At 67.4% G+C, this 25,718-nt stretch carries 24 protein-coding genes; 8 read left to right on the plus strand and 16 right to left on the minus strand.

Annotated elements, in window-relative coordinates; genetic code table 11:
• Positions 1-26: 26 nt before the first annotated feature.
• The gene (locus ACQHI0_RS09810) at positions 27-617 is read right to left on the minus strand and encodes a TetR/AcrR family transcriptional regulator (RefSeq protein WP_427907613.1); all 591 of its coding nucleotides are present in this window, start codon (positions 615-617) and stop codon (positions 27-29) included.
• A gap of 73 nt (positions 618-690) precedes the next feature.
• Here ACQHI0_RS09810 and ACQHI0_RS09815 point away from each other — a divergent pair, with 73 nt between their 5' ends.
• Both ACQHI0_RS09815 and ACQHI0_RS09820 read left to right on the plus strand, forming a co-directional pair.
• Positions 691-1,194 carry a hypothetical protein gene (locus tag ACQHI0_RS09815; protein ID WP_427907614.1) on the plus strand — a complete coding sequence of 168 codons (504 nt, stop codon included), beginning with the start codon at positions 691-693 and terminating at the stop codon, positions 1,192-1,194.
• A complete protein-coding gene (locus tag ACQHI0_RS09820; RefSeq protein WP_427907615.1) occupies positions 1,191-2,048 on the plus strand; it encodes a virginiamycin B lyase family protein in 858 nt (285 codons plus the stop codon). The genes ACQHI0_RS09815 and ACQHI0_RS09820 overlap by 4 nt, the downstream gene beginning before the upstream one ends.
• A 109-nt stretch (positions 2,049-2,157) precedes the next feature.
• On the opposite strand, the gene ACQHI0_RS09825 is transcribed toward ACQHI0_RS09820, so the two are convergent.
• From ACQHI0_RS09825 to ACQHI0_RS09840, 4 genes are all read right to left on the minus strand, one after another.
• Complete coding sequence (locus tag ACQHI0_RS09825) at positions 2,158-3,825, minus strand: VWA domain-containing protein (protein ID WP_427907616.1); 1,668 nt, start codon at positions 3,823-3,825, stop codon at positions 2,158-2,160.
• A gap of 163 nt (positions 3,826-3,988) precedes the next feature.
• A complete protein-coding gene (locus ACQHI0_RS09830; RefSeq protein WP_427907617.1) occupies positions 3,989-4,243 on the minus strand; it encodes a WhiB family transcriptional regulator in 255 nt (84 codons plus the stop codon).
• Positions 4,240-4,782 carry an HNH endonuclease gene (locus ACQHI0_RS09835; protein ID WP_427907618.1) on the minus strand — a complete coding sequence of 181 codons (543 nt, stop codon included), beginning with the start codon at positions 4,780-4,782 and terminating at the stop codon, positions 4,240-4,242. The genes ACQHI0_RS09830 and ACQHI0_RS09835 overlap by 4 nt, the downstream gene beginning before the upstream one ends.
• A gap of 217 nt (positions 4,783-4,999) precedes the next feature.
• Positions 5,000-6,232, minus strand: coding sequence for an MFS transporter (locus ACQHI0_RS09840; protein WP_427907619.1), 1,233 nt, complete (start codon positions 6,230-6,232; stop codon positions 5,000-5,002).
• Positions 6,233-6,316: 84 nt separating this feature from the next.
• Between ACQHI0_RS09840 and ACQHI0_RS09845 the strand changes: the two genes are divergently transcribed.
• A complete protein-coding gene (locus tag ACQHI0_RS09845; RefSeq protein WP_427907620.1) occupies positions 6,317-6,769 on the plus strand; it encodes a winged helix-turn-helix transcriptional regulator in 453 nt (150 codons plus the stop codon).
• Between the two features lie 53 nt (positions 6,770-6,822).
• Here the strand turns inward: ACQHI0_RS09845 and ACQHI0_RS09850 are convergent, their stop codons facing one another.
• Genes ACQHI0_RS09850 through ACQHI0_RS09870 form a run of 5 tightly spaced genes read right to left on the minus strand, consistent with a single transcriptional unit; the run spans position 6,823 to position 14,027 of the window.
• Positions 6,823-8,376: a GMC family oxidoreductase gene (locus ACQHI0_RS09850; protein ID WP_427907621.1), complete on the minus strand. Its 1,554-nt coding sequence runs from the start codon at positions 8,374-8,376 to the stop codon at positions 6,823-6,825.
• Positions 8,373-9,887 (minus strand): aldehyde dehydrogenase family protein, encoded by a 1,515-nt coding sequence (locus tag ACQHI0_RS09855; protein WP_427907622.1) that lies wholly within the window; start codon positions 9,885-9,887, stop codon positions 8,373-8,375. Before ACQHI0_RS09855 ends, ACQHI0_RS09850 begins: the two co-directional genes overlap by 4 nt.
• 11 nt (positions 9,888-9,898) lie before the next feature.
• Complete coding sequence (betT, locus tag ACQHI0_RS09860) at positions 9,899-12,052, minus strand: choline BCCT transporter BetT (protein ID WP_427907623.1); 2,154 nt, start codon at positions 12,050-12,052, stop codon at positions 9,899-9,901.
• A 41-nt stretch (positions 12,053-12,093) separates the two neighbouring features.
• Positions 12,094-13,383, minus strand: coding sequence for an acyl-CoA dehydrogenase family protein (locus ACQHI0_RS09865; RefSeq protein WP_427907624.1), 1,290 nt, complete (start codon positions 13,381-13,383; stop codon positions 12,094-12,096).
• A 2-nt stretch (positions 13,384-13,385) separates the two neighbouring features.
• Positions 13,386-14,027, minus strand: a complete 642-nt coding sequence (locus ACQHI0_RS09870; protein ID WP_427907625.1) for a TetR/AcrR family transcriptional regulator — start codon at positions 14,025-14,027, stop codon at positions 13,386-13,388.
• Between the two features lie 233 nt (positions 14,028-14,260).
• Between ACQHI0_RS09870 and ACQHI0_RS09875 the strand changes: the two genes are divergently transcribed.
• Complete coding sequence (locus ACQHI0_RS09875; protein ID WP_427907626.1) at positions 14,261-16,438, plus strand: malate synthase G; 2,178 nt, start codon at positions 14,261-14,263, stop codon at positions 16,436-16,438.
• Here ACQHI0_RS09875 and ACQHI0_RS09880 read toward each other — a convergent pair.
• A complete protein-coding gene (locus ACQHI0_RS09880) occupies positions 16,381-18,108 on the minus strand; it encodes an FAD-dependent oxidoreductase (RefSeq protein ID WP_427907627.1) in 1,728 nt (575 codons plus the stop codon). The genes ACQHI0_RS09875 and ACQHI0_RS09880 overlap by 58 nt on opposite strands.
• A 340-nt stretch (positions 18,109-18,448) precedes the next feature.
• On the opposite strand from ACQHI0_RS09880, the gene ACQHI0_RS09885 reads away from it, so the two are divergent.
• Positions 18,449-19,414, plus strand: coding sequence for a ferritin-like domain-containing protein (locus tag ACQHI0_RS09885; RefSeq protein ID WP_427907628.1), 966 nt, complete (start codon positions 18,449-18,451; stop codon positions 19,412-19,414).
• 126 nt (positions 19,415-19,540) lie between these two features.
• Here ACQHI0_RS09885 and ACQHI0_RS09890 read toward each other — a convergent pair whose 3' ends face one another.
• The 3 genes from ACQHI0_RS09890 to ACQHI0_RS09900 form a co-directional block, all read right to left on the minus strand.
• Positions 19,541-19,708: a CsbD family protein gene (locus ACQHI0_RS09890; RefSeq protein WP_427907629.1), complete on the minus strand. Its 168-nt coding sequence runs from the start codon at positions 19,706-19,708 to the stop codon at positions 19,541-19,543.
• A 249-nt stretch (positions 19,709-19,957) separates the two neighbouring features.
• Positions 19,958-21,400 (minus strand): phospholipase D-like domain-containing protein, encoded by a 1,443-nt coding sequence (locus ACQHI0_RS09895; RefSeq protein WP_427907630.1) that lies wholly within the window; start codon positions 21,398-21,400, stop codon positions 19,958-19,960.
• A gap of 200 nt (positions 21,401-21,600) precedes the next feature.
• Positions 21,601-21,993 carry a hypothetical protein gene (locus ACQHI0_RS09900; protein WP_427907631.1) on the minus strand — a complete coding sequence of 131 codons (393 nt, stop codon included), beginning with the start codon at positions 21,991-21,993 and terminating at the stop codon, positions 21,601-21,603.
• Positions 21,994-22,133: 140 nt separating this feature from the next.
• Here ACQHI0_RS09900 and ACQHI0_RS09905 point away from each other — a divergent pair, with 140 nt between their 5' ends.
• Positions 22,134-22,700: a hypothetical protein gene (locus tag ACQHI0_RS09905; RefSeq protein WP_427907632.1), complete on the plus strand. Its 567-nt coding sequence runs from the start codon at positions 22,134-22,136 to the stop codon at positions 22,698-22,700.
• Between the two features lie 83 nt (positions 22,701-22,783).
• On the opposite strand, the gene ACQHI0_RS09910 is transcribed toward ACQHI0_RS09905, so the two are convergent.
• Positions 22,784-23,272 carry a hypothetical protein gene (locus ACQHI0_RS09910; protein ID WP_427907633.1) on the minus strand — a complete coding sequence of 163 codons (489 nt, stop codon included), beginning with the start codon at positions 23,270-23,272 and terminating at the stop codon, positions 22,784-22,786.
• A 115-nt stretch (positions 23,273-23,387) separates the two neighbouring features.
• Between ACQHI0_RS09910 and ACQHI0_RS09915 the strand changes: the two genes are divergently transcribed.
• On the plus strand, positions 23,388-24,191 hold the full coding sequence (locus ACQHI0_RS09915) for a HEAT repeat domain-containing protein (protein ID WP_427907634.1): 804 nt from the start codon (positions 23,388-23,390) through the stop codon (positions 24,189-24,191).
• Between the two features lie 7 nt (positions 24,192-24,198).
• On the opposite strand, the gene ACQHI0_RS09920 is transcribed toward ACQHI0_RS09915, so the two are convergent.
• Complete coding sequence (locus tag ACQHI0_RS09920) at positions 24,199-24,798, minus strand: TetR/AcrR family transcriptional regulator (RefSeq protein WP_427907635.1); 600 nt, start codon at positions 24,796-24,798, stop codon at positions 24,199-24,201.
• Positions 24,799-24,868: 70 nt separating this feature from the next.
• Here ACQHI0_RS09920 and ACQHI0_RS09925 point away from each other — a divergent pair, with 70 nt between their 5' ends.
• Positions 24,869-25,630, plus strand: coding sequence for a 3-hydroxyacyl-CoA dehydrogenase (locus ACQHI0_RS09925; RefSeq protein WP_427907636.1), 762 nt, complete (start codon positions 24,869-24,871; stop codon positions 25,628-25,630).
• The last annotated feature ends 88 nt before the right edge of the window (positions 25,631-25,718 follow it).

Below are 25,718 nucleotides of genomic sequence, written 5' to 3' on the forward strand. Positions count from 1 at the left end.
CGGGATCTGTTGGCGTAGCGGGTAATTCAGGTGCTGAGGACTGTTGTGGCGAGTGTCGCCGCCACATCGGCGGCTCGGCGTGCCTGCTCGGCCGTGAGCCGTTCGTGGGTGATGAAGAGCCGGTGGAACAGCGGTGCGATGGCGAGCCGGATGATCTCGTCCGCGTCGACATCCGGTGCGAGCTCGCCGCGCGCGACGGCCCGGGCCACGATCGCCGCCGCCTCGTCGTGGCGGGCGGCGTAGAAGCCGCGTAGCGCGTCGGCGGCATCGGGGTGCTGCATGCCCGCGGCGACGAAAGCTGTTGCCACCGAGCCTGCTTCGGGATCGGCGAAGCCCTGGCGGACCAGCTCGGTGAGCGCCCGGAGATCACCGGTGAGGGTGCCCGTGTCCGGGATCGGCCACGGTTGTTCCGCGGCGCGCGCGAGCGCGTCGGCGACCAGCCCTTCAGGGCCGCGCCACCGCCGGTAGACAGTGGTCTTGTGGACCCCGGCCCGTTGGGCGACGGCATCCACGTTCAGGCCCTGATAGCCGTGCTCGGCGAGTTCGGTCGTCGTCGCGTCGAGAACAGCTTCTCTGACCCGGGCACTCCGTCCGCCGGGGCGTCGTTGTGGTTCCAAAAAACAACTCCAGTTGCGTTAGTGGGGACGGTTCTGTAGGTTAAAGCTACACGAGTTGCGATTGGAGCACTGTTTGGCCACTCAACTGACTTTGCACGCGGGCACCGCCGTGTTGGTCTCGCACGACCGGATCTTCCTCGATCGGGTGGTCACCGTGATCATCGACGTCGCCGACGGCGGGCTGACCCGATTCGGCGGCGGCTACACCGGGTTCCTGACCGAGAAGGCGGCCGCGCGGATCCGCTGGGAACAGGCATACACCCAGTGGCGCGGCGAGATCGGGCGTCTGGAGGAGTTCGCTACGAGCACTGCCCAGCAGGTCGCGCCGGGGCGGGCGATGACCGACAACAACAAGATGGCCTACGACCGTAATGCCGGGCGGGTGCAGAGCTCGGTCGCCTCGCGAGTGCGCACTACCGCCGAGCGGTTGCGCAGGCTGCGAGCCGACCAACCACCTCGCGCTCACTCGGGTCGACGAGGTGGAACGGGCGCTGCACGAGTATCGCGGTGCGGTGGTCGTGGTGTCACACGATTGGGCGTTGCGCCGTCGTTTCCGTGGAGTACAGAAGGGAATTGAGAACTTTGGCTGAAATCGTGCAGGTAGTCGATGTACCCGGCGCACCGTACGGGGTCACTGTCGGGCCCGATGGGGCGCTGTGGTTCACCCTGGTCACCCAGGGTGCGGTCGGTCGATACGTGGCGGGGGATATCCGGACCTTTCCGCTCGAACAGGCCGACGGGCAACCGACGGTGATCGTCGCCGGTACCGATGACGCGTTGTGGTTCACCGAGTTCAACGGCGGCAGGCTCGGGCGGATCACCACCGAGGGGGCCGTGACCAGCAGGGGAATGGACGGTCCCTACGGTGCGTGCGTGGGATCGGATGGGGCCCTGTGGCTTACCGAGTTGCAGGCGGGTCGGGTCGCCCGACTCGCCGTGGACGGCACCATCACCCGCGTCGAGGTCGACGGAATGCCGTCGATGATCACGCCGGGACCCGATGGCGCACTGTGGCTTACCGTGAATCAGGGCAACGCGATCGCCCGCGTCGACACCGACCTCGCGCTCCGGGTCCACCCGCTCCTCACGCCTGCGGCTGGTCCCGTGGGAATCACCGCGGGTCCCGACGACGCGTTGTGGTTCGCCGAGATCGGCGCGGGTGCGATCGGGCGGATCGACCTCGATGGCGCCGTCACCGAATTCGCGCTCCCGGACACCGGTGCCCGCCCGCACGCGATCGTTGCCGGTCCCGATGGCGCCCTGTGGTTCACCGAGTGGGCCGGCGGCCGGCTGGGCCGGATCACCCTCGACGGTGAGATCACCCACCTCGACCTACCGGGTGCCGAACCACACGGTCTCACCGTCGACCCCGCCGGGTTCATCTGGGTGGCGATGGAATCCGGTGCGCTGGTGCAGGTATCGCCGTCGTGACCATCCACCCTGGCTCTGTGCTGCTCGGTCCCGGCTGGTCGATCCTGAATCCAGGCCGTAACGGCGCGGATACCGCGACGAATCCCGCTGTGCGCGTAGCTGTCCGAGCCTAGGGCGTAGTGAGCGCCTTGACCACCGCGGTACCGAAGCCGAGGTCGTTGCTCGTCGGCATGCGGGTATAGGTGCCGCCGGTCTGCTCGGCGAGGGTCTGCAGGGTTTGGGTGCCCTGGCCGCCGACTACGACGATGTCGATGCGGATCGGCTTGTCCGACTTGGTCGCCGCGGTGATCTCGCTGACGAGCGCGGGACCGGTCAGCGTCGAGTCGTCGTCGGGGCCGTCGGTGATCAGCAGGATCGAATTCGTTCGGCCGGGGGAGTAGCCCGCCACCGCGGCGCGGTAGGCGGCGAGCAGACTCGGGTAGGCCTGATCCGCGGTGAGCTGGCTCGGTTTCACCGCGGTGACCGCCGAGCCGACCGCGTTGCGCTGGGTATCGGTGAGCAGCTCGGTGTCGACCTGCACCTTGTACGGGGTGGTGCCGTCGAGGTTCTTGCCGAACGTCCACAGGCCGAGCCCGAAGTCGGGCGGCATCACCTGCAGCGTCGAGGCCACGGCGGCGATCGCGTTCGACAGGCGGGTGGTCGATCCCTCCGCGGTGCCCATCGACGACGACACATCGAGCAAGACCGTGCCGTTCACCCCGAGAACCGGGTTCGCGAGCGTCGATTGGACCTTCTCCAGTGCCGCGCGCGCCGGATTCGCCGGTGCCGAGCCGATGGCAGGACCGAAGCCCTCGGTGGCGAGCGCGCCCGCCTGCTCGGGTGCGCGCAGGAAGTCGATGAACCGCGAGGCGATCAGATTCTGGGTCTTGTCGACCCATGGACCCGACAGCAGCGCGGCGGGATAGTCGGCCAGCGGCGCGGTGCCGACGGGCCGGTAGGCGGTGAGCCCACCGGTGCCGAGCTGTTGCTGGGTTGCGGCGACCGCGTGCACGTCGTCGGCGGTGGGATTCGCGCTGATCTTCGACATCGCGGTCATCAGGTCGGCCGGTGTCTCGGCGCCCGCGGCGAGTCCGGAGATCCCGGCGACGACCTGCCCGGAGCTCGCGGCCTGCTCGGTCAACGGTTCGGTCCCCGAGATCGCGGCACCGATCGACGCGGCGGCGGCGGTCGTGGCGTCACCGGTGGGCAGCGCCATCCGTAGCCCGCCCCAGCCGGACAGGCCGACCTCGTCGAGCGAGCCCTGCTGCAGGCGCGGCAGGTCGGCCCAGGCGATCTGGTGCTGTTCGAGCGCTTGGCGCAGGGCATCGGGCACGGCCAGCACGATCGGGCTGGTGGCGATCGAGGCGGGCGTGCCCTCGATCAGACCGGGCACCCGAACCAGCTCGATCGACCGGCTCGAATCGGCGATCCACAGCCCCGGTTGCGGGCCGAGGGCCGGATCCCACTTCGCCGTATCGGCGAGGCCGGCCGCGAGCGCGCTCGACGGGCGTGCCGACACCGTCACCTGCGCGCAGTGGTCGCGCACCCGAGGTTTGGTCGCGTTGAAACGATCGGCTGCGGCCTGCACCGGTCCCGCGATCGCCGGATCGACGGTGACATCGAGCTGCGCGGCCCCCTCGACGCACTCGGCGGCGGCCGCGACATCGGTGGTCGCGGCGCGATCGCTGAGCTGGAACCACGCGAAGACGGCGACGATCACCAGGACGAGTGCCGATGCCGCGATAACCGGACCCTTGCTGATACTTCGAGAACTGGTCCCGTTGCGATGCGTACCCACGCGGCAAGTTTAAGGACACCGCGCGCAACCGCAGCACAGCGCATACCGGTGCGCATTGCCGCAGGTCACAGCGCGCCGTACGCGCGGTCGGCAGTAGGCGCAATCCTGCAGTGTGTGCCGAACAGCCGAGCCGGGTGCCCCAGTGGACACCCGGCTCGGCCGGTCAAGCACGGATCACGCGACCGCGGTCGTATTCACGACCACCCCACACCCCCGACTGACCCGTCTGCGCCGCGTACTCGGTGCACCCCGCGAGCAACGGGCACCCGGCGCAGATCTCGCGGGCGTAGTCGAAGTCCTGCGACGGGTACGGAAACCATGCCTCGTGGTTGGGGTCACCGCGGCAGGCGGCACGGTGCCATTGCCCCGAATCGGACAGGGTCAGCAGTTCGGTCAGTGCGAGGTCGGTGGTGGTCACGGCGCGTACTCCTTCCAGATCCGGCGCTGCTTGCGAGCGAGCGGGTCGGGAGCCTTCGGCTCCCACAACAGCCGCATCCCCGCCTCTTCCGGGGTGCGGTCGGCCTTGCCCGAATTGCACGGGACGCAACAGGCCACGAGATTGCTCCAGGTATTGGGTCCGCCCCGGGAGCGCGGGCGGATGTGGTCGACGGTGTGTGCCCAGTCGGCGCAGTAGCCGCACCGGTGCTTGTCACGACGCAACACCCCGGCCAGCGTGGCGCGGCTGTCGTCACCGATCGGCGTGACGTGCGCCAGGAACACGTATCGCACCAATCGGATGGTCTCGGGCAGCCCGATGACCAGCCGCTGCGACCGGATCGGGAAGTGCGGTACCCGCTCGATGACGGTCTCCGCGGCACCGCTGATCAGCAGTGTCACGGCCCGATCGGCGGTGATCTCGTCGAGGGCCTCGTAGCTGGCGTTCAGCACGAGCACCCGCTGGTGTATCCAGGTGTCGGACGCGGGCACCGCCGAGTTGACGGCATGACGAATCATCATGGGAATCACCATGTTTCGAGAGAAGCGAACGGCGGAGGGAGAAGGCCCGGTCAGGCCACGAACAGGAGACGGCCGGAGCCATCGATACCCAGGCTCATCGCGCCATGGGCCAAATGTGCGCGGCGATAGGTCTTATCCGATTCTCGCTGTGGCGCTTGCTGTTTCACGGCCGTCTCCTCCTCTCGATGCTGCTCGTCGGTTCCTCGCCCGATGCGAATCACCTGCGTGGAATCATGGTGGCATATCGCGTCCGAAATGTCGGCTGATTTATTTTCGGTCGACGGTCGCGCAGCCAGCGCTGGGCCGACCACCACACGGCGAACCCGGCCATGGCGTAGAGGGCACCGAACAGGCAAGAAGCCCACCATCCCCACGAGGTGTACGCCCACGTCGTCGAGACCGCGCCGAGCGCGGAGCCCAGCGAGTAGAAGGCCATGTAGGCGCCGATGACGCTGCCGGCGCGATCCGGGTGTGCGGTGGTCAGCAGATGCTGACTGCTCACGTGCACGGCTTGGACGGCGAAGTCGAGCAGCACGATGCCGACGACGAGCAGCACCAGTGTCGGCCCGGTCCGTGCGATCAGCAACCACGACGCGGCGAGCAGCAGCAGCGACCAACCGGTGATCAGCTGGGCGTGGCCGGCATCGGCCCACCTGCCTGCCCGGCCCGCGCCGAGGGCGCCCGCGAGTCCCACCAGCCCGAACAATCCGATCTCGGTGGTGCCCAAAGACCAGGGCTGCGCACCGAGCGGGAGCGCGAGGCAACTCCAGAGTGATCCGAAAGAGGCGAAAACGAACAACGTGATCAGGCCCCGGCTCAGGAACAGTCGATCCGTGGTCACGAGGCGTCCCATCGACCGCAGAATCCGCGTGTATCGATCACCGGAGGTTCTGACATCCTGGGTCAGGCCGCCTCGGGTAACGACGGCGAGCCCCGCGCACAGCACGGCCAGCAGGGCAAAGACCGCGCGCCAGCCGAACGTATCGCCCAGCAGTCCGGCGACGACCCGGACGCCGAGGATGCCGATCACGACACCGGAGGTGACGGCGCCGATGTTGCGGCCGCGTTCACCGGGCGCGGACACCGCGGCGACATAGGCGACTGTCACCTGCACCACGACCGCGAACACCCCGGCGAAAGCGAGTCCGACCACCGCGACGACACCGTTGGGCGCGGCGGCTGTGACCGCGGCCCCGGCCGCGGTGAGTGCGAGCATTGCGCCGATCAGCCGACGTCGGTTCATCAGATCGCCGAGCGGGACCAGCAGGATCAGCCCGGCGAAGTAACCGATCTGCCCCGCGGCGATCAGGACACCCAGCGACTGCGGCGACAATCCCAGCTCGGTACCCGCCACTGCCAAGACCGGCTGGATCGCATAGATCGTCGACACTGCCACGGCGCACACCGTCGCCAGCATCAACCGCTGTGCTCGCGTAATTCCTGTCACCACCAGACCTCCAAAAGAGTAGCAAATTGAAACCAATTGACGGTAAGGCATAATGGTTTCGAATTGCAACCAACATGGAGGTGGCTGATGAACCCAGCGGCCAGTGCCGACCGCGAATGGACGGATGCCACCTGCCCGGTCGCCAGAACCGTCGACCTGGTGGGTGACCGGTGGAGTCTGCTCATCGTGCGTGACGCCATGGACGGGCCCGCGTCGTTCACTGAGTTCCGGCAGCGGCTCGGGATCGCGCGCAACATCCTCGCCGACCGTCTCCGTCGACTCGTCGAGGGCGGCATCCTCGCCACCAGCGCTACCCCGAGCGGAAAACGGCACGTCTACGAGCTGACCGCCGCCGGGCAGGACCTGTTCACCACCATCGTGGCCCTGCGGCAGTGGGGGGAGGCTCACGCCTTCGCCGACGACGAGCCCCGCTCGGCGCTCGTGGACCGTGACGGCCGACCCCTCGCCGCGCTACACCCGAGCAGTCGGTCCGGCGAGCGGGTCACTGCCGAGACCACCGACGTGCGACGAGTGGACTGAGCGACCTCGAGCGGTGACGGTCGCCTACCGTGCGCGGCGAGCGGGGCCGCTGTTCATCTTCGGTCGGCGGCGACGAGTTCGGCGCAGCGTTCGCCGACCAGCATGACGGTGATGTTCGGGTTGACCGTGGTGTGCGCGGGGAACACCGAGGCATCGGCGACGCGCAGACCGTCGACGCCCTTGACCCGCAGTTCCGGGTCGAGCGGGCTCATCTGGTCGTCGAGCGGACCCATCCGGACCGTGCCGACCGGGTGGTAGACGGTGTTGTGCGTGCGGCGGACATAGTCGGCCAGTTCGGCATCGGTCTGCGCGTCGGGCCCCGGATACAACTCGCGCTTCACCCAGTCCGCCAGCGGCGCGGTCGCGGCGATCTCGCGAGCCTTGCGCAGGCCGGCGATCATCACCCGCATATCGTGGCCCTCGGGGTCGGTGAAGTAGCGCGGGTCGACCTTCGGCTTGTCCCGGAAGTCGCGTGAGCGCAAACGCACGGTGCCGCGTGAGCGGGCATGGGTGACGTTCGGCGTGAGACAGAAGGTGTTCTCGGCGGTCGGGTAGCCCTGTCGCAGCGTGTGCATGTCGAACGGGACGCTGCCGTAGTGCATCATCAGATCCGGCCGGTCGAGACCGTCCTCGGTCGGGGTGAAGATGCCGGCCTCCCACCACTGGGTGGAACTGTCCACCATCGGTCGCGTCGTCTCGAATCCGATCACGCCCTCCGGGTGGTCCTGCAGGTTCGCGCCGACGCCGGGCGAGTCGACGAGCACCTCGATTCCGTTCTCGCGCAGGTGAACCGTAGGTCCGATGCCCGAAAGCATGAGCAGCTTCGGCGAGTCGATGGCGCCCGCGGAGACGATCACCTCCCGGTGCGCGGTGATCCGGGTCGTGCGCCCGAACGCGTTGTCGGTGATGTCGACCCCGACGGCCCGGCCGTTCTCGATCACGATCTTCTTGGCCCAAGCCCCCGTCCGCACGGTGAGGTTCGGCCGGTCGAGATTCGGGTGCAGATAGCTGACCGACGACGACGACCGCGTGCCATCGGAACGCCGGTTGATCTGAAAGAAGTTGGCGCCGTTGACAACTGTGCGACCCGCATTGAACTCCGCGCGCGGAATCCCGACCGCCTCGCAGGCGTCGAGCAGGGCCACCCCGCACGGATCGTTCGGCGGCACCGTCATGATGTGCACCGGCCCGCCGCGGCCGTGGTGCTCGCCGGGAGCGTCGTTGGTCTCGATCTGCGGATACAGCCGATACACCGAATCGGCGCCCCACCCCACGGCACCGTGATCGCGCTCCCACGAGTCGAGGTCCTCCCGCGGCGCCCAGAACGCGATGCAGCTGTTGTGCGAGGAGCAGCCGCCGAGCACTTTGGCGCGGGCGTGGCGCATGAACGAATTGCCGTTCTCCTGCGGTTCGATCGGGTAGTCCCAGTCGTAGCCGGATTCGAGGAGTTCCATCCAGCGGTCGAGGTGCAGGATGGCCGGGTCGTCGACATCGGACGGTCCCGCCTCGAGCAGACAGACCGTCACCGACGGGTCTTCGGACAACCGTGACGCGACAGCCGCCCCCGCGGAACCGCCGCCGACAATCACGTAATCGTATGTGCTCACCGCTGTTCCTCCTGATCGGCGAACCAGCCGGTGACGCCCGGCCGGAGGTTCTCGTAGACGTGTTTGGGCTCGCGATACTCGTTCAGCCCGGATGGTCCGAGCTCACGGCCGACCCCGGAATGCCCGAATCCGCCCCACTCGGCCTGCGGCAGATAGGGCCCGAAGTCGTTGACCCACACCGTGCCGTGCCGCAGCCGGGCCGCGATCCGGCGCGCGCGGGCCGCGTCGCCGGACCACACCCCGCCGGCCAGGCCGTATTCGGTGTCGTTGGCGATGGCGACCGCCTCGTCCTCGGTGGTGAAGGTCTCGATGGTGACGGTGGGCCCGAAGGCCTCATCGTGCACGCACGCCATGGCGCGGGTCGCGCCGTCGATGACGGTCGGCGGATAGAACCAGCCGCCGTCGAGTGATCCCGAGCCCTGATCACCGGTCGCGAACTCGCCACCGGTGCGGATGACAGCACCGTCGGCGCGGGCCGCCTCGACATAGGCGTGCACCTTGTCGCGGTGGGCCGCCGAGATCAGCGGGCCGGTCTCGGTGCCCTCGGCGAAGGGCAGCCCGAGCCGGATCTGTTCGGCGCGGCGCACCAGTTCGTCGACGAAACGGTCGTGCGCTGATTCCTCGATCACCAGTCGCGCACCGGCCGAACACACCTGCCCGGAGTGCAGGAACGCGGCATTGAGCGCGTTGTCCACTGCCGCGGCGAGTCGCTCGTCGGTGTCACAGGCGTCGGCGAAGATCACGTTCGGGTTCTTGCCGCCCAGTTCGAGGGCCACCTTCTTCACCGTGGCCGCGGCCTCGCGCGCGATCACCTTGCCGGTGGCCAGTCCGCCGGTGAAGGAGACCAGGTCGACGGCGGGATGCGACGACAGCGGCGCCCCCGCGGTGGCACCGGCGCCGAGCACCAGGTTGGCCACGCCGGGCGGCACCCCGAGGTCGTGAATGACCGTCATCAGCAGGATCGCCGTGTGCGGGGTCAGCTCGGCCGGCTTGAGGACGAAGGTGTTGCCCGCCGCCAGCGCGGGCGCGATCTTCCACGCTGCCTGCAGCAGCGGGTAGTTCCACGGCGTGATCAGGCCGCAGACGCCGACCGGTTCGTACACGATCCGCGAGTCCACGTCGGCCGAACCCGCGTCGACGACTCGGCCGGCGTCCTCTGCGGCGAGCTTGCCGAAGTAGCGGAAGCAGTTCGCGATGTCGGACATGTCGATGTCGGACTCGTACGGGCGCTTGCCGGTGTCGAGGGTCTCGGCGCGCGTGAACTCGTCGCGGCGGGCGTCGATCGCGTCGGCGATCCGCAGCAGCAGATCACCGCGGTCGGCGGCGCGGGTCTGTCGCCACGGGCCGTCGTCGAAGGCCCGGCGGGCCGCGGTGATCGCGGCGACGGTGTCGTCTCGGTCGGCCTCGGCAACGACTCCGACGAGGGAATCATCTGCCGGACAACGGATGTCGCGAGTCTTACCGGACGCTGACGGGCGCCAGGAGCCGTCGATATAGAGGGTGTCGCTCATGGTGGATCCCTTCACAGTTCGCTGTCGGTGCTGTCGACGTCGCTGGATTCGGGTTCGTGGTGATCGGTCGCCGCCCGGCGCAGGTGCAGATAGCCGAGGTGGCGTTCGTACTGGTCGAGAATGTCGCCGATGATCTGTTCGCGGCTGTAGCCGTTGAGGGAGTAGCCCTGCGAGCCCTCGGCCAGGTAGACCTCGCAGCGGAAGTAGCGATCGCCGGACCGCTGGGCCAGCACGGCGTAGGTCGGGGCCGGTGCCGAGACGGGCCAGATGCCGTATTCGAACCGGGGCTCACTGGCTTGATCGACCAGCAGGCGCGGTGACGGCAGACCCTCGTTGGACTGGGAATCGTCGATGGTCGCCGTCACGCCCATGTGCTCGAATTCCGCTGCCACATCGTGCATCGCCGGATCGACGGTGCCGGTGATGAACCTGCGCGTCGCCGCGGCGCCCGGGTAGTTGATCGTCGAGAGCAACCGCCGCCGCCAGCTGCTGAGTTCGGCCGGGCCACGGCCCGCGGCGAAAGCCTTGGGCAGCGAGGCGCGGTAGCTGTCGAGTTTGAAGGACTCGTTGCGCACCGCGCGCAGCATCGCGATGCCGATCAGCGCGAGGACGAACGAGAAGGGCAGGCCCATGATGATGGTGGCGTTCTGCAGGGTCGTGATGGAGCCGCCCGAACCGGCGAACAACATCGACAGCGTCAGCAGCCCGATCGCGGCGGACCAGAAGATGCGGGTGCTGCGCGCGCAATCAGCCATCGGGTCAGGCAGTTTCGAGGTGAAATTGCCCATGACCAGCGATCCCGAGTCGGCGCTCGTCACGTAGAAGAGCAACCCGGTGACGGTCGCGATGCCGAGCAACAGGGTGGCGCCGGGATATTGCTCGAGCAGCGAGTAGAAGCCGAGTTCGGCTCTGGCCGCGGTCTGCTCGGCGAAGTCCTTGTCGTCTCTGGCGACCTCGAGCGCGCTGTTGCCGAAGACCGAGATCCAGAGCAGCGTGAAGCTGAACGGTACGACGAGCACGCCGAAGATGAACTGGCGCAGCGTGCGTCCGCGCGAGATGCGCGCGAGGAACAGGCCGACGAACGGCGCCCAGGCCACCCACCATGCCCAGAAGAACAGCGTCCAGCTGTCGAGCCAGGTCGACGGCGCGTTCGCCGTCTCCGGATTGCGCTCCCAGGCGAAGGTGTCGAGGGTCCGGTCGGGGAAGGTCGAGAGGTAGTCGCCCGCGTTCTGAGCCAGGCCGTTGAGCAGGAAAGCGGTGTTGCCGGTGACCAGGACGTAGATCAGCAGCGCGATCGCCATGATGACGTTGAGTTCCGACAATCGCCGGATGCCCTTGTCGACACCGGTGGTGGCCGAGATCGTGGTGATGGCGACCGACAACGCGATGAGCCCGATCTGGGCGGCCTTGCCCTGGGAGATCCCGAACAGCTGGTTCAGTCCGTAGTTGAGCTGGACGATGCCGATGCCGAGCGAGGTGGCGATGCCGAAGATGGTGCCCAGCACCGCGGCCACGTCGATCGCGTCGCCCCACCGGCCGTGCACGCGTTTGCCGAAGATCGGATAGAGCGCGGCGCGGATCGTGAGCGGCAGGTTGTGCCGGAACGCGAAGTAGGCGAGCGCGCCGCCCATGAGCGCGTACATCGCCCAGCCGGTGATGCCGTAGTGGAAGATCGTCCAGGCGACGGCGTCGCGGGCGGTCTCGTTGGTTTCGGGCGGGCCGAGCGGCGGGTGCAGGTAGTTGTAGACGGGTTCGGCGACCGAGAAGAACATCAGGTCGATGCCGATACCCGCCGCGAACAGCATCGATGTCCAGGAGAAGAGGCTGTATTCCGGCCGTGATTCCTCCGGCCCGAGCCGGTAGCGGCCGTACCGGCTGGCGCCCAGGAACACGACGAGGCCGAGGATCAGCGTGGCGAGCACGAAGTACCACCAGCCGAACCAGGTGGAGATGAAGGTCTTGACCTCGCCGACAATGGTTTCGGCGCTCGACGGCGAGGCCAGCGCCCAGATCCCGAAGGCGAGCACCGCGCCCGCCGAGATGAGGAACACGGGCTTGTTGACCGAACGCCGGTCGGCTACGGGATGTGCCGGGACCGCGCCGTGCGCGGTCCCGGTCGGTGATCGTTGCGTGCCGTTGTCCCCGGGATTGCTGACACCACCCATGCGAGGCAGGCTAGTTCGTGCCTACCCGCTGATCGGGGATATCAGTGGTTGCCGACCTCGTGTTCGAGTCGGCGCGCCACCAGGTCGCGGGCTTGTTCGCGCAGCGCTGGCCGGTAGCCGCTCGGATACACGGGATCGCCCGGCGCGTAATTCTTGAGCACTTCCTTGGCGAGGGTGATCTTGTGGACCTCGGTCGGACCGTCGGCGATTGCCATGACTTCGGCGTAGGTGGTCATGTCGAGGAAAGGCAGATCGGTGCTCACGCCCATCGCGCCGTGCAGATGCAGTGCGCGGCGGGCGATGTCGTTCATGACAGTCGGCATCGCGATCTTGATGGCGGCGATGTCCTTGCGGACGGCGCGATAGTCCTGGGCCTGGTCGATGCGCCAGGCGGTGCGCAGGACGAGCAGGCGGAACTGTTCCATCTGGATCCAGCTGTCGGCGATGCGTTCCTGGGTCATCTGGAAGCCGCCGACCACACCCTTGCGGGCCGGGCGCGACACCGCGCGCTCGCACATCATGTCGAAGGCTTTGCGCACCAACGCGACCGTGCGCATCGCGTGGTGCACGCGGCCGCCGCCGAGCCGGGTCTGCGCGACGACGAACCCCGCACCTTCCGCGCCGAGCAGATGATCGGCGGGCACTCGCACATCGGTGAATCGCAGATGCGCTTCGTGTTCGCTGAACCCGGGCACGGTGAAGTTGCGCACCAGCTCGAGGCCCGGCGCGTCGGCGGGCACGATGAACATCGACAACCGCTGGTGCGGTTCGGCTTCGGGGTCGGTCACCACCATCACGATGTGGAAGGTGGCGAATTCGGCGGCGGAGTTGAACCACTTCTCGCCGTTGATGACCCACTCGTCACCGTCGCGCACCGCGGTGGTCCGGAACGCGGTGGGGTCCGAGCCGCCGGTGGGTTCGGTCATCGCGTAGCAGGAGCCGATCTCGCCGTCGAGCAACGGTTGCAGGTACTTCGCCTTCTGCTCCTCGGTGCCGAAGTGCGCCAGGATCTCGGCGTTACCGGAATCCGGTGCCTGGCAACCGAAGACGAGCGGCGCCCACATCGAGGTGCCGAGCACTTCGTTGAGCAGCGCCAACTTGAGCTGGCCGAAGCCGGGACCGCCGAGCTCGGGGCCGAGATGGCAGGCCCACAGACCGTGATCCTTGACCTGCTGTTGCAGCGGCCGCATCAGCGCCCGGATCTCGGGGTCGGTCCGGTCGTAGGGATTGGGGTAGAGCAGATCCAGGGGCTCGACCTCGGTGCGAACGAACTCCGCCACCCAGTCGAGTTTGCGCTGGTACTCCGGATCGGTCTCGAAATCCCAAGCCATGGTCAGCCTTTCGTGTTGTCGTCCGTGGCGCGGAGCCCGGACAGGACGGTGTCGGTGAGGATGTCGGCGATCTCGGCGGGGGAGTGGGTGCCGCGCTCGCGGTACCAGTAGCCGAGGGAATTGAGCATGCCGAGCAGGCCGTTGGTGACGATGTGGTCGGCGGTGCGCAGGTGCCCGGCCGCGTGGCCCGCGTCGATGACGTCTTGCCAGAGACGCTGGATCCGGTCGCGGAGCTGTTGCAGGACGACCGCGTGTTCGCGGGTGAGCGCGTCGGCGTCACGCAGGTGCACGGCCACCGCGCGCCGATGCGCGACGATCAGTTCGACGTGGCTGCGAACCAGTTGGCGCAGGGTTTCGACGGGGTCGGATTCGGCCTCGACGATCCGTTCGGCATCGGCGAGCAGTAGCCGGGTGTAGTCGCGCAGGATCGCCCACAGCAGGTCTTCCTTCGAGCCGATGTGGTAGTACAGCGCACCCCGCTGGACGTCGGCTTTCGCGCCGATCTCGGCGACGCCGGTGGCGTGGAACCCGCGTTCGGAGAACAGCTCGAGTGCCGCGTTGTTGATCCGCTCCCGCGTATCCGCGCGCTCGGTGGCGCGGGGACGTCCGCGTCGGCGCACGGGAGCTACTGGTTCGGGTGTCACGGCGCCTCCGTTCGGTCCGGTCCGCGACTTAATGTTCCGATCAGTACATTAATTGCCCGCGCCCCTACAATCAAGGGGTGACCCGCCACGCCCGTGCTGCCGACCTCGGTGGCTCGGCGTGGCGGAATGGGTGGAGCCCGCAGGGCGTTCCACCCACACGAGGTGTCACCTCTACCCACGGGTAACATGACATCGACTTATCCCACCCGGTTTTCACCAAAGTGAGGCAGTAGATGACAGAGCGGATTCAGGTCGGCGGGCTCCAGGTGGCGAGCGTTCTTCACGATTTCATCGAGAACGAGGCGCTCCCCGGTACCGGCGTAGATTCCGCCGCGTTCTGGGCCGGTGCCGAGCAGATCATCAACGACCTCGCCCCGCGTAACCGCGCTCTGCTCGCTGAGCGCGACGAGTTCCAGGGCAAGCTCGACGCTTGGCACGGCGAGAACCCCGGCGCCGGCTACGACAAGGCCGCCTACAAGCAGTTCCTGACCGAGATCGGTTACCTGAAGCCCGAGCCCGCGCCGTTCCAGATCGGCACCGGCAACGTCGACACCGAGATCGCCACCACCGCGGGCCCGCAGCTCGTGGTGCCGGTGATGAACGCGCGCTTCGCGATCAACGCCGCAAACGCGCGCTGGGGTTCGCTCTACGACGCGCTCTACGGCACCGACGCCATCCCCGAGGCCAACGGCGCGGAGAAGGGCAGCGGCTACAACCGCGTGCGCGGCGACAAGGTCATCGAGTGGGGCCGCAACTTCCTCGATGACGCCGTCACCCTGATCACCGGTTCGCACATCGGTTCGTCGTACTACAAGATCGTCGACGGCGAGCTCGAGATCGGCCTGGAAGACGGCACCGACATCGGCCTGGCCGACCCGTCGCAGCTCGTCGGCTACCTCGGCGACCCCGAGGCTCCGACCTCGATCCTGCTCAAGCACAACGGGCTGCACATCGAGATCCAGGTCGACGCCACCTCGCCGATCGGCTCCACCGACACCGCCGGTGTCAAGGACATCGTGCTCGAGTCCGCGCTCACCACGATCATGGACTTCGAGGACTCGGTCGCCGCGGTCGACGCCGACGACAAGGTCGTCTGTTACCGCAACTGGCTCGGCCTGATGAAGGGCGACCTGGCCGAGGAAGTCGCCAAGGGCGGCAAGACCTTCACCCGCACCATGAACCCCGACCGCGTGTTCACCGCGCTCGACGGTTCCGAGCTGGTCCTGCACGGTCGTTCGCTGCTGTTCGTGCGCAACGTGGGCCACCTGATGACCTCCGACGCGATCATCGACGCCGAGGGCTACGAGGTGCCCGAGGGCATCATGGACGGCCTGATCACCTCGCTGGTCGCCGTGCACTCGCTCAACGGTGACAACACTCGCCTCAACTCGCGCACCGGCTCGGTCTACATCGTGAAGCCGAAGATGCACGGCCCCGACGAGGCCGCGTTCACCAACGAGCTGTTCGGCCGGATCGAGGACGTCCTCGGCCTGACCCGCAACACCCTCAAGGTCGGCATCATGGACGAGGAGCGCCGCACCACGGTCAACCTCGCCGCATCGATCGAGGCCGCCAAGGACCGCGTTGTCTTCATCAACACCGGCTTCCTCGACCGCACCGGCGACGAGATCCACACCTCCATGGTGGCCGGGCCGATGGTCCGCAAGGCCGAGATGAAGGCCCAGACCTGGATCACCTCCTACGAGGACTGGAACGTCGACACCGGCCTGGCCAAGGGCCTGCCCGGCAAGGCGCAGATCGGCAAGGGCATGTGGGCCATGCCCGACCTGATGGCGGGCATGCTCGAGCAGAAGATCGGCCACCCCAAGGCCGGCGCCAACACTGCCTGGGTGCCCTCGCCGACCGCCGCCACCCTGCACGCCACCCACTACCACCTGGTGGACGTGTTCAAGCAGCAGTCGCAGATCGCCAAGGGTGGCCCCCGCGCCACCGTCGACCAGATCCTCGAGATCCCCCTGGCCCAGTCCACCGACTGGACCGACGAGGAGAAGCGTCAGGAACTGGACAACAACTCCCAGGGCATCCTGGGCTACGTGGTCCGCTGGATCGATCACGGTGTCGGCTGCTCCAAGGTGCCCGACATCAACGACATCGGCCTGATGGAAGACCGTGCCACCCTGCGCATCTCGAGCCAGCTGGTCGCCAACTGGCTGCGCCACGGCATCGTCACCGAGGCCGACGTGATCGCCAGCCTCGAGCGGATGGCCCCGGTCGTCGACCGCCAGAACGCGAACGACAAGACCTACCGCCCGCTGGCCCCGAACTTCGATGACAACATCGCGTTCCAGGCCGCCAAGGAACTGGTCCTGGAAGGCACCACGCAGCCCAACGGCTACACCGAGCCGATCCTGCACCGGCGTCGCCGCGAGTTCAAGGCCGCGCAGAAGTAGTGGTGTCGATTCCTTGAAAAGTAGCTCGTAGCAGCACTTTTCGATTGAGGCCCCGCGTCGGAGAAATCCGAGGCGGGGCCTCTGCCGTCACCGGAGATCACCGGCCGACGCCTCAGGCCAGTTTGGGTCACCTCGCGGCGGAAGGGCACCTCGTCGTTGGACGGCAGTTCGGCGTCGAACTCCTCGGCGGCGCGGCGGCCCGACCAGACGGCCGCGGCGATCGTGGCGGGCGCCCAGGAGTCGCCGATGCCGCGTACCGACTGCAGCTCGCCCTGCGCACGGAGCCCCTCGAGTTCGAGGTAGAGCTCTTCGCGTGGCAGGCGGGCGGTCACCATGACCACGGCGTCGCACTCGACCTCTCGGACGGCGCCGGCGTACACGTCCGTCACCTCGACCCCTCCGACACCGACGCGAGTCACGGCGTGGTCGGTGATCCGGGTGACGCCGTTCTCGATGAGACGGCGCTGGATGCGGTTGACCTCGAAGGTGTTGTTCGTCCAGGCGGACACCTGCGACTGTGTGGTGACGATCGAGACGTCGTAGCCCTGCAGGGCGAGAAGTTCCGAGACGACTCCACCGAGGTAGTAGTGGTCGTCGTCGTACACGACCACCGTCTTGCCCTCCGGGAGTCGACCCGCGAACAGGTCGTCCGGTCCGAGCACCTGCGCACCCTCGGCGATCGGAAGCGGTGTGGTGTGGAAGCGGGCGACACCGTCCGTGCGCCACGTCGCACCGGTGGCCACCAGCACGTGCTGGAAACCGAACTCGATGATGTCGGCGGCCGTCATCGAGCTCTCTCGGAAGACCTCGACGTTCGGCAGTTCGGCGATCGCGGCCTCGCGGTACTCCTGGACGCGTCCCCACGCCGACAGGCCCGGCAGTCGCGACTCCTGGCGCACCCGGCCGCCGAGATCTCGACGCGCCTCGATGAGCGCGACGTCGTACCCGCGCATCCCGAGCGCACGGGCCGCTTCCAGACCCGACGGTCCGGCACCGACCACGAGGACCTGGGAGTCGCTGCCCTTCGCCCGGATCCGCTCCGGATGCCAGCCACGCCGCCACTCCTCACCCATGCTGGGGTTCTGGGTGCAGCGAATCGGTGACATGGTGAGGTCTCCGGAGACACAGATATTGCAGCCGATGCACTCGCGGATCAAGTTCAACCGGCCGTCGCGTATCTTGTTCGGCAGGAAGGGATCGGCGATCGACGGTCGGGCCGCGCCGATCAAGTCGAGGATGCCGGCCTTGATCTGGCGGACCATCGCGTCCGGTGACGTGAAGCGCCCTACGCCGACAACCGGCTTGGTGGTCAGCTTCTTGAGACCGGCGACGAACTCCTCCTGGTTGCCCTCCGGAGCGAACCGGGACGTCACCGAGTCACCTTCCCAGCTGCCCATCGCGAAGTCCCACAGGTCGGGCAGCTCGCCGAGCTCGCGCAGGACGCCCTCGATATCCTCGCGCGTGATGCCGCCGGCGATCTCCTCCTCCACGGTGATCCGGCACGCGACGGCTGCCCGGCCCGCGCACTCCTCGAGGGTGTACTCGAGCAGCTCACGCAGCAGGCGCATCCGGTTGAGCAGCGAGCCGCCGTCGGGCTTCAGCTCGTATCGTGCGGCGATCGCGAAGCCTTTGATGGCGGCTTTGGTCGCGACGTAGGACGATCGGCCCACCGAGTGTCACAGATGAAAAGTGTAGTTTCGCAAAACTATTTGGTGCTGAGCACTATTGGGCACTGATAGGTACGGTCGGGGAAACTGGAACCCGAGCCGAGCGGTCGCAGTTTCAAATCCTGTCGGCCCGACAGTGAATACCCCGCACCATCGAAACCGGGCTCGCCACCCGCCCCGGCGTGAGCCTCGCCCCGCGCCCGGCACCGGGACAGGGCAGTGGTTTGTCGCCGCGAACGGTCGGAAACTATTGCGGCACAATGTTTGAAACGCAAGTGCGGGGTAGTCGACATAGTGGTGCAGCGTTGCGCCTCCCTGATGCCGACCTCGAAGGAACGATTTCATGAGCACACGCAACACCGCTACGACCTTGCTCGCGCAACTGCGCGTTATCCGCGATTTGACGGATACCGAAATCCGAATCGCCGAGACTCGAATCGCACAGGCTCGCACTGAGGCTGTACGTCGTGAGCTGGCTGAGAACGCCGACAACGCCCGTGCCCGCGCAGAAGCCATCGAGGCCGCGATCCGTGAGCTGGGTGGCGCGCCGGAGCGGGTGGGTCCGTTCATCGGACGGGCTGCCGCTGCGGTCAAGGCGATCGGCGAACAAGCCCAACCGTTCGACGAAGCCCTGCTCGGAGACCTCGTCCTCGAACATCAGCTGCTCGACCGTGCCCGCTATGTCAAAGCGCTCGCCACCACCGTGGAGAACACCGATGTAGTGGCAGTGGCGCAGCGGTTGATCACCGCCCATACGGCCACCGTGGAATGGTTGACGACCGTCCTCGCCGAGGACGCACTCGGCGGGCCTGCGGCATTGCGTCGTACACCGATGCAGGCGGTCGCGGGGACCGCGGTGAAGCTGATCAACATCCCGGTTACGTGGTCTACGCGCAGCATCGACCGCGCGTTGGACACCTTCCGCGCCGCACCGCCGGCACTGAGCGAGTTGCTCGCCAGGAGCGCGCATGTGGGCGATGTCGCCGTGAAATCCCTCGCGGCCTCGCGCGATGCTGTTCTCGAATCCACCGAGCAGGTCTCGCGGCGTGAAGGCGCGGACTCCACCGCCGAGACAATGCACTCACTGCGCACCACCACCGGCCTTCTCGACCCCATCGAGCTGCCCATCAGTGGCTACGAAGACTTGAATGTCGCCCAGGCGGTGGCCGCGATCAAGGAACTCACCGATCCCGCCGCAGTCCGGATGATCCTCGCCTACGAGGAAGCGCACAAAACGCGCCAGGGTGTCGTTTCGGCCGCGCAAACCCGGGTCTCGGTGATCGCCCGAGAAGTCAGTGGGCTGAACTGAGAAGTCCCCTGACAGCCACCCCGTCGGTGCCGACCACAGCCGCGGCACCGACTGCGGGGCTCAGATTTCGTCGACAACCGCACGGGTGATCGCTGATCCAGCGGCGGGGGCGGGGTCGGTTCGGAGCTATCGTTTGAAGGCGTCTCTGACCTTGGCAGCGGCCAATTTCAGGTTGCCCCTGGCCTGGTCGGCACGGCCTTCGGCCACGAGGCGCTGGTTACCGGTCGCCCGACCGATCACCTTCTTCACTCTGCCCTTGGTGGCCTCGGCCGAGTGCGCGAACTTCTTGCTCATACTCATGGTGGTGCACTACTTCCTCGATCCGTCGCCGCCGAACGCCCACCGGCACCGGGCGGCGACAGTCGGCCGGCGGCCACTGCGGATGGCACCAGTCAACGCGGCGATCCCGACGGTGTCAACGACGTCGACTGTGCCAGAACGGGATTCGTTCTCGCGGATGCGGCAGGTGACCCGGTGGCGCTGACCTTGCCCCGCGGAGGAGGCGGCAGTGCTCATCGAGTCGACCCCACGGGGCCGAACGGCTCAACTCGGAAAGAGGATGTTCCACAGTCTTGTCGGGGTGCGTTCGGGATCCATGAGGTCGTTTTCGGCCAAGAGGCTGTCCTCGTTCGCGACGGTTTCGGGGTCGAATCGGATCAGGGATCGGCCGTCGCCGCGTAGTGCTTCGACGGTGCGCACGAGCGAGGATGTTTCGGCGAGGGTGGCGTCGAACTTCGCGGGGTCGGCGTCGAGGTGTTCGCAGAGCAGGCGGCGGCGGATGCCGAGAATGGTTTCGCGCAGGAGTTCGCCGTCGGCGGTCGCCGGGGTGACCTCGACGGCGAGGTCGCATTCGGTGTCGAAGCCCATTGATCGATTGTTGAGGTTCGATGATCCGACCCGCAGGAGCCGGTCGTCCATCACCAGCACCTTGGCGTGGACATAGATGGGCGCACCGGCGGCGGTGACCGGATAGTAGACGCCGAGCCGGTTGCCGACATCGGCTTTCCACAGCAGGTGCAGGAGCCGTCGGCGGGCGCCGTCCATCGCCGCTTGCTCGAGCCAGCCGTCGGCGTGGCGGGGGAGTATCAGCACGATCTCCGGGCCGTTCGGTTCGCGCAGGCGCGCGGCGATCGCCTCGGCGAGGGTGCGCGACGCCAGGTATTGGCTCTCGATGTACAGCGAGCGGGCGGCGCCCGCGATCGCCGCGCGATACAGCGCCTCGATCTCGCGGACCTCGGTGCGGTCGGCGAGCTCGGGAAGGGTACGGGCGATCCCCACGTCGACGGACCGCATCGTCGGCTCCAGGTCTTGCGGCCACGGCCCGTCCCCGGCGATCTCGTCGACCGGGCGCAGTTCTTGCCCCGTGGCCGATTTCCATCTGGCGCGGGCCAGTTCGCCGATCGCCTTCGCGGCGGCGCCGTCCACGGCGGTGGTCGCATCGTGCCAAGGGCCGTAACGGTTGCCGTTCGGCGCGGTTCGGTAGGTGTTGTCGTCGCGGTGGTCGCTGGTGTCCCAGCGGTCGACGGTCATATCGATGCCGCCGCAGAACGCGAGTTGGTCATCGATCACGATGATCTTCTGATGATGCGCTGACCCGATGGGGTGCGCGCCGTCCATTTCGAAGTGCAGGCGTCGGTCGGTCATCCAATTGACGACGAAGATCGGTGTCATCCGCCGGCCGATCGCGGCGAACGCACCGACATTCCATTTCAGCAGGTAGATCTCGAGATCCGGACGTTGTTTCGGCAGCCAGGACAGGAACTTGCCGAGCCGATCCGGCCCCTGGAGGGTCTGGCCCTGCGGTTCGAACTTGATCCGGGTGTCGAAGTCCCAGCCGATCAGCACAATGCGTTTGCGGGCCCGCAGCATCGCGGCTTTGGCAAAGCGGAAATAGTCCGCCGCGTCGACGATGCAGGCCAGGCGATCTGCCCGGGCGATCTGCCAGCAGGTTTCTCCGGGAGAGAGGATTTGCCGCGCGTCGCTCATGTGTCGTCAGTCCCCTCGTCCGTACCCGTCCCCGCAGGTGAAGGACTCACCATACTGGGTGGACCGTCGGCCACGAGAACCCACCGGGCACTGCGCCTTCCGCACGTCAGTACTGCGATCCTGCGCGCAGGCTCCGAATTGGCGTCTTGCGAATTCGGGCTGCTCGGCGTCGCGCAACGCCGTGAAGCGTGTCGGCTCCCTCAGGGCGCGTCCAACACACTTGCCGGGACCCCGTAGGGCAGAAACCGCACCCGTCGGCGATCGTCGGTGTTGTCGCGATGTGCGCGTAGGGCCTCGAGTTCGGTCGGAAATACCTGGTCGACATGAGCCTGGCCGAGGTCGTCGACGCTGAAGATCGCCCACACCCCGCTGCCGGTGTCACCGGCGGTCTCGCCCTCGGGCTTCGGTGGACGCGGCCGTTGCGGCTGGAAGAACTGACCGACCAACGATGTCAGTGAACCGACGCCGGCATGATCTACGCGGTCCAGGTACACGCCGGCTTTTCCGAGCAGGTCGCGGAGTTCGGTTTCTGCCCCGCGCAGTGCACGTTCGAAATCTTCTGGATCGATGCCGAATGGTCCGTTCGCTGCCATCGCATGTGCTCCTGGGGACGAGTCGGGCGTTACCCCCACAGTGTCCTCGCGAAACGATGACTTCGCCATTGACGTCGACCGCGCGGCGAACGACGGCGTCGTCCTGGTCTTCCGGGCTTTGTCGTTCTAGGGTGCTGATCATGTCGAAGGTGGGGACGTCGGGGGCGGTCGCGACGCCGCGAGGGTGGCGACAGGCGATGCGGTCGACAACGGCGACGGCTTGCCTCGGGATCGCGGTGCTTTTGTTCGAGGTGGTCACTGATTACAGTTTGCTCGCTCTGCTGGTGGCAGCCGCTGTGCTGATCGTTGCCGGGGTGGCGTGGATGGTGCTCGCCGCGGCCGGCTGCGCCAAGTATCGGGAGTATCCGGCGGTCGCTGCCGCTCCGATCGTGGTGGGTCTCGGCCTCGGGTCGGTGTATTCCGGAGTGCCGGACCGGCTTGCCTGGTGGCTCTCCGAAGGATCGTTCACACAGGTCGCGCAGGATTGCCCGAACGGCGGTGGTGCCTGGTTCGGTGTCATGCACGTCGACAATGTCTATCGGTCCGACGGCGGATGCGTGTTCGCGATCTACGCCACCGACGGCGGCGTGGCCTACTTCGCTCCTGGCACAACGGCGCCGGGCGGACCACCGCAGCCCTACCGTCACGTATACGAGCCCTTCGCCCCGAACTGGTATCGGTTCAGCACGCCCATCCTGCACGACTGACTCGCAAGCTGAAACACGGCCGACACGATCAGCCGGAGCCTATTGCGCAAGAACGAGATCGGTGGGGGAAAGCTCGCCGCGTTTCATCGCGAGTGGCCTGTTGTAGGCGGGAATGGGCGAGCACCGCGAGAGCTGCCGCCTGATCCGGTAGGACCGCGTCGTCGAACACGACCCGGGGGAGTGGTTGAACTCGGCGGTTGCCGGGTCGATGTGGTCGGGGTGGTGTGCAGCCCGAGGAAGGTGCCGGGGACTCGGTCCAGGACGAAAGCGAAGTCTTGCGAGCCCATCATCGGGGTGGGCACGGTGAGCGGGATGGCATTGGTGGCCTCGGTCGACGTTTCGACCCGGGTGACGGAGATGATCACGGGGTCGAACGCGTCGAACTGACGGGTCGCCAATGTCTGCAGCGCCAGGATGATCTCGGCCGCGACCGGGTCAACGGTTTGGTGTGGCTGCGAACCGTGACCGCCTCGAGCAGCGGTGATGTCGATGGTGCGCAGCATCAGCATATCCAGCGTGCACGCGAGGAAGGCGGCAACGCAGATGATCCACATCATGTTGTCGCTATCCACGTCGGCGTAGTGCCGACTGCTTGCGGTCGCCGCTCACGTGCGGCCGTGCCCAGTAGCTCCGATCGGGCGATCACGGCGGTCTTGGGAGGTGATCGTCACCAGGTACCGTTGGGCGGTGAACCCAGCCGACGTGCGACTCCTCAAAGACGGTGACCTCGAGACCCGCGAGGAAAACCTGCGGCAACTGCTCCTGCAGGCCGAGGACGGCGACACGTCGGCCAAGCAAACACTGCGCACACTCGTGCGCGACTACCCCGACTACCACCGGTCGCTCTACAGCCGGGCGCTGAACCGGGCGGAGGTCTTCGGCGACGACACTCTGCGCGAACCCCTGCTCGCGTCCCTCGCCGACACCCGCTACAACTGCCAGGCATGGGCCGCGATGGGCTGCGCGGCTCTCGGCTTCCGCGAAGCCGTCCCCGGCTTGGTCGCGATGCTGGGCCACTCACAGGACATCGCCCGCGACCAGGCGGTCATCGCGCTGGGCGCCCTCGGCGACGAGTCGGTCGTCCCGGACCTCGCGCCCCTACTGCGGGACTCGATCAGCGGAATGCGCGAACGGGCCGCTGAAGCTCTCGGCATGATCGGCGGCGACGCGGCACTGGCCGCCCTCTGGGACGAATTCGAGAACCGCCGCTACTACCGGATCGGCTACATCGCCAGCGCACTGTCCGAATTCGCACCGGACATCATTCCGAGGCTGGTCGAGGCGGCCTCGAGCGAGGACCCCGACAAGCGCTACTGGGCAGCCGTCGCACTCGGTTCGACCGGCGACGATCGCGTAGTGCCCACCCTGGAACGACTGATGGCCACCGACCGTGGCTCGACAGTCTTCGACGGCATGGTGAGTGTCGCCGCGAAGAAGGGTCTGCGCACACTACGCCGCATCCAGGCCGCGATCGCCGCCCGCGAATCCTGAATTCGCGTCACTCCGGCGCGGATTCCGGCAGGTGCGGGTCCATCCAGCGCAGCATCCGATCGACCGAATCCGCGCAGTCACCCTGGGCGCCGGACTCGGCCCACTCGATCAGCGCGGCGAAGGTAGCGGACTGGTACGCGGTCGCGATGGCGCGGCAGATGGCCACGGGGGAACCGGGGAGCCGGCCGACGAGGTAGCCCGACAGTGTGTCGATCCACGGCTGATAGATCCGGGGAGCGGTCGCGGCCAGCTCGGGCTCCGAGGAGATCAGCCGAAGCCAGGCCGGTGCGAGCTCCTGGATCCGCGGGTCGCGGGACACCGATTCGACGATCGCGGTCCTGACCACCACCGCGGGCAATTCCTCGCCGGCGGCTCCCGCGAGCGTCTCTCGTAGCCGTTCCGTCGCGGGCGCGACGCCGATCCACGCGATGTCGGATCGGGACGAGAAGTGCCGCAACAGGGTTCGCGTGCTGACTCCCGTGGCCTCGGCGAGGTCGTTCCAGCCGGTGGTGGCGAACCCGCGGTCGGTCCACAGCCGCAGCGCGCCGACGGACACGGCCCCGGTGTCCAGCACGGAGGGGCGGCCGGGGCGGCGGGGTTGGGTCACGGCGAAAGCCAAACAGTTTTGGCGAAGTGTGTCAATATCGGTGAGACCTCACCGAAACAGGAGAAACAGTATGGATTTCGTCAACTCGTCCGCGATCGTCACCGGCGGCGCGTCGGGTCTCGGCTTGGCGACCGTGCAGGAACTGCACGCCAAGGGCGCCAAAGTCGTCATCGTCGACCTCCCCTCGTCCAACGGTGCGGCCATCGCCAAGGAACTCGGCGATGGCGCGGCTTTCGCGGCCGCGGACGTGACCGATGAATCGGCGGTGATCGCGGCACTCGACGTCGCCGAATCGCTGGCGCCGCTGCGGATCGCCGTGAACTGCGCCGGCATCGGCAACGCGATCAAGACGGTCGGCAAGAAGGGCGCGTTCCCGCTCGCCGATTTCACCAAGGTGATCAACGTCAACCTCGTCGGCACGTTCAACGTGATCCGGCTGGCAGCCGAACGCATGTCGGGCACGGACCCGGTCGGTGAGGAGCGCGGCGTCATCATCAACACCGCCTCCGTCGCCGCCTACGACGGTCAGATCGGCCAGGCCGCCTACGCCGCGTCCAAGGGTGGCATCGTCGGCCTGACCCTGCCGATCGCCCGCGACCTGGCGAGCTTCAAGATCCGGGTCGTCACGATCGCGCCCGGCCTGTTCCGGACCCCGCTGTTCGAGACGCTGCCCGAGGAGGCGCTGCAGTCCCTCGGCGCGCAGGTCCCGCACCCCTCGCGGCTGGGGCAGCCCAGCGAATTCGCCGCGTTGGCCCGCCACATCGTGGAGAACCCGATGCTCAACGGCGAGACCATCCGCCTCGATGGCGCCATCCGGATGGCACCGCGCTGAGTTGACCTGTGCCACACGACATCCGGCCGGGCGACAGCACGGCCGGATGTCGTCGCGCCGGGTGTGAGCGCGTCGGCGCCAATATGGC

It is taken from the genome of Nocardia sp. FBN12 (genome assembly GCF_050320175.1).
GTDB lineage: Bacteria > Actinomycetota > Actinomycetes > Mycobacteriales > Mycobacteriaceae > Nocardia.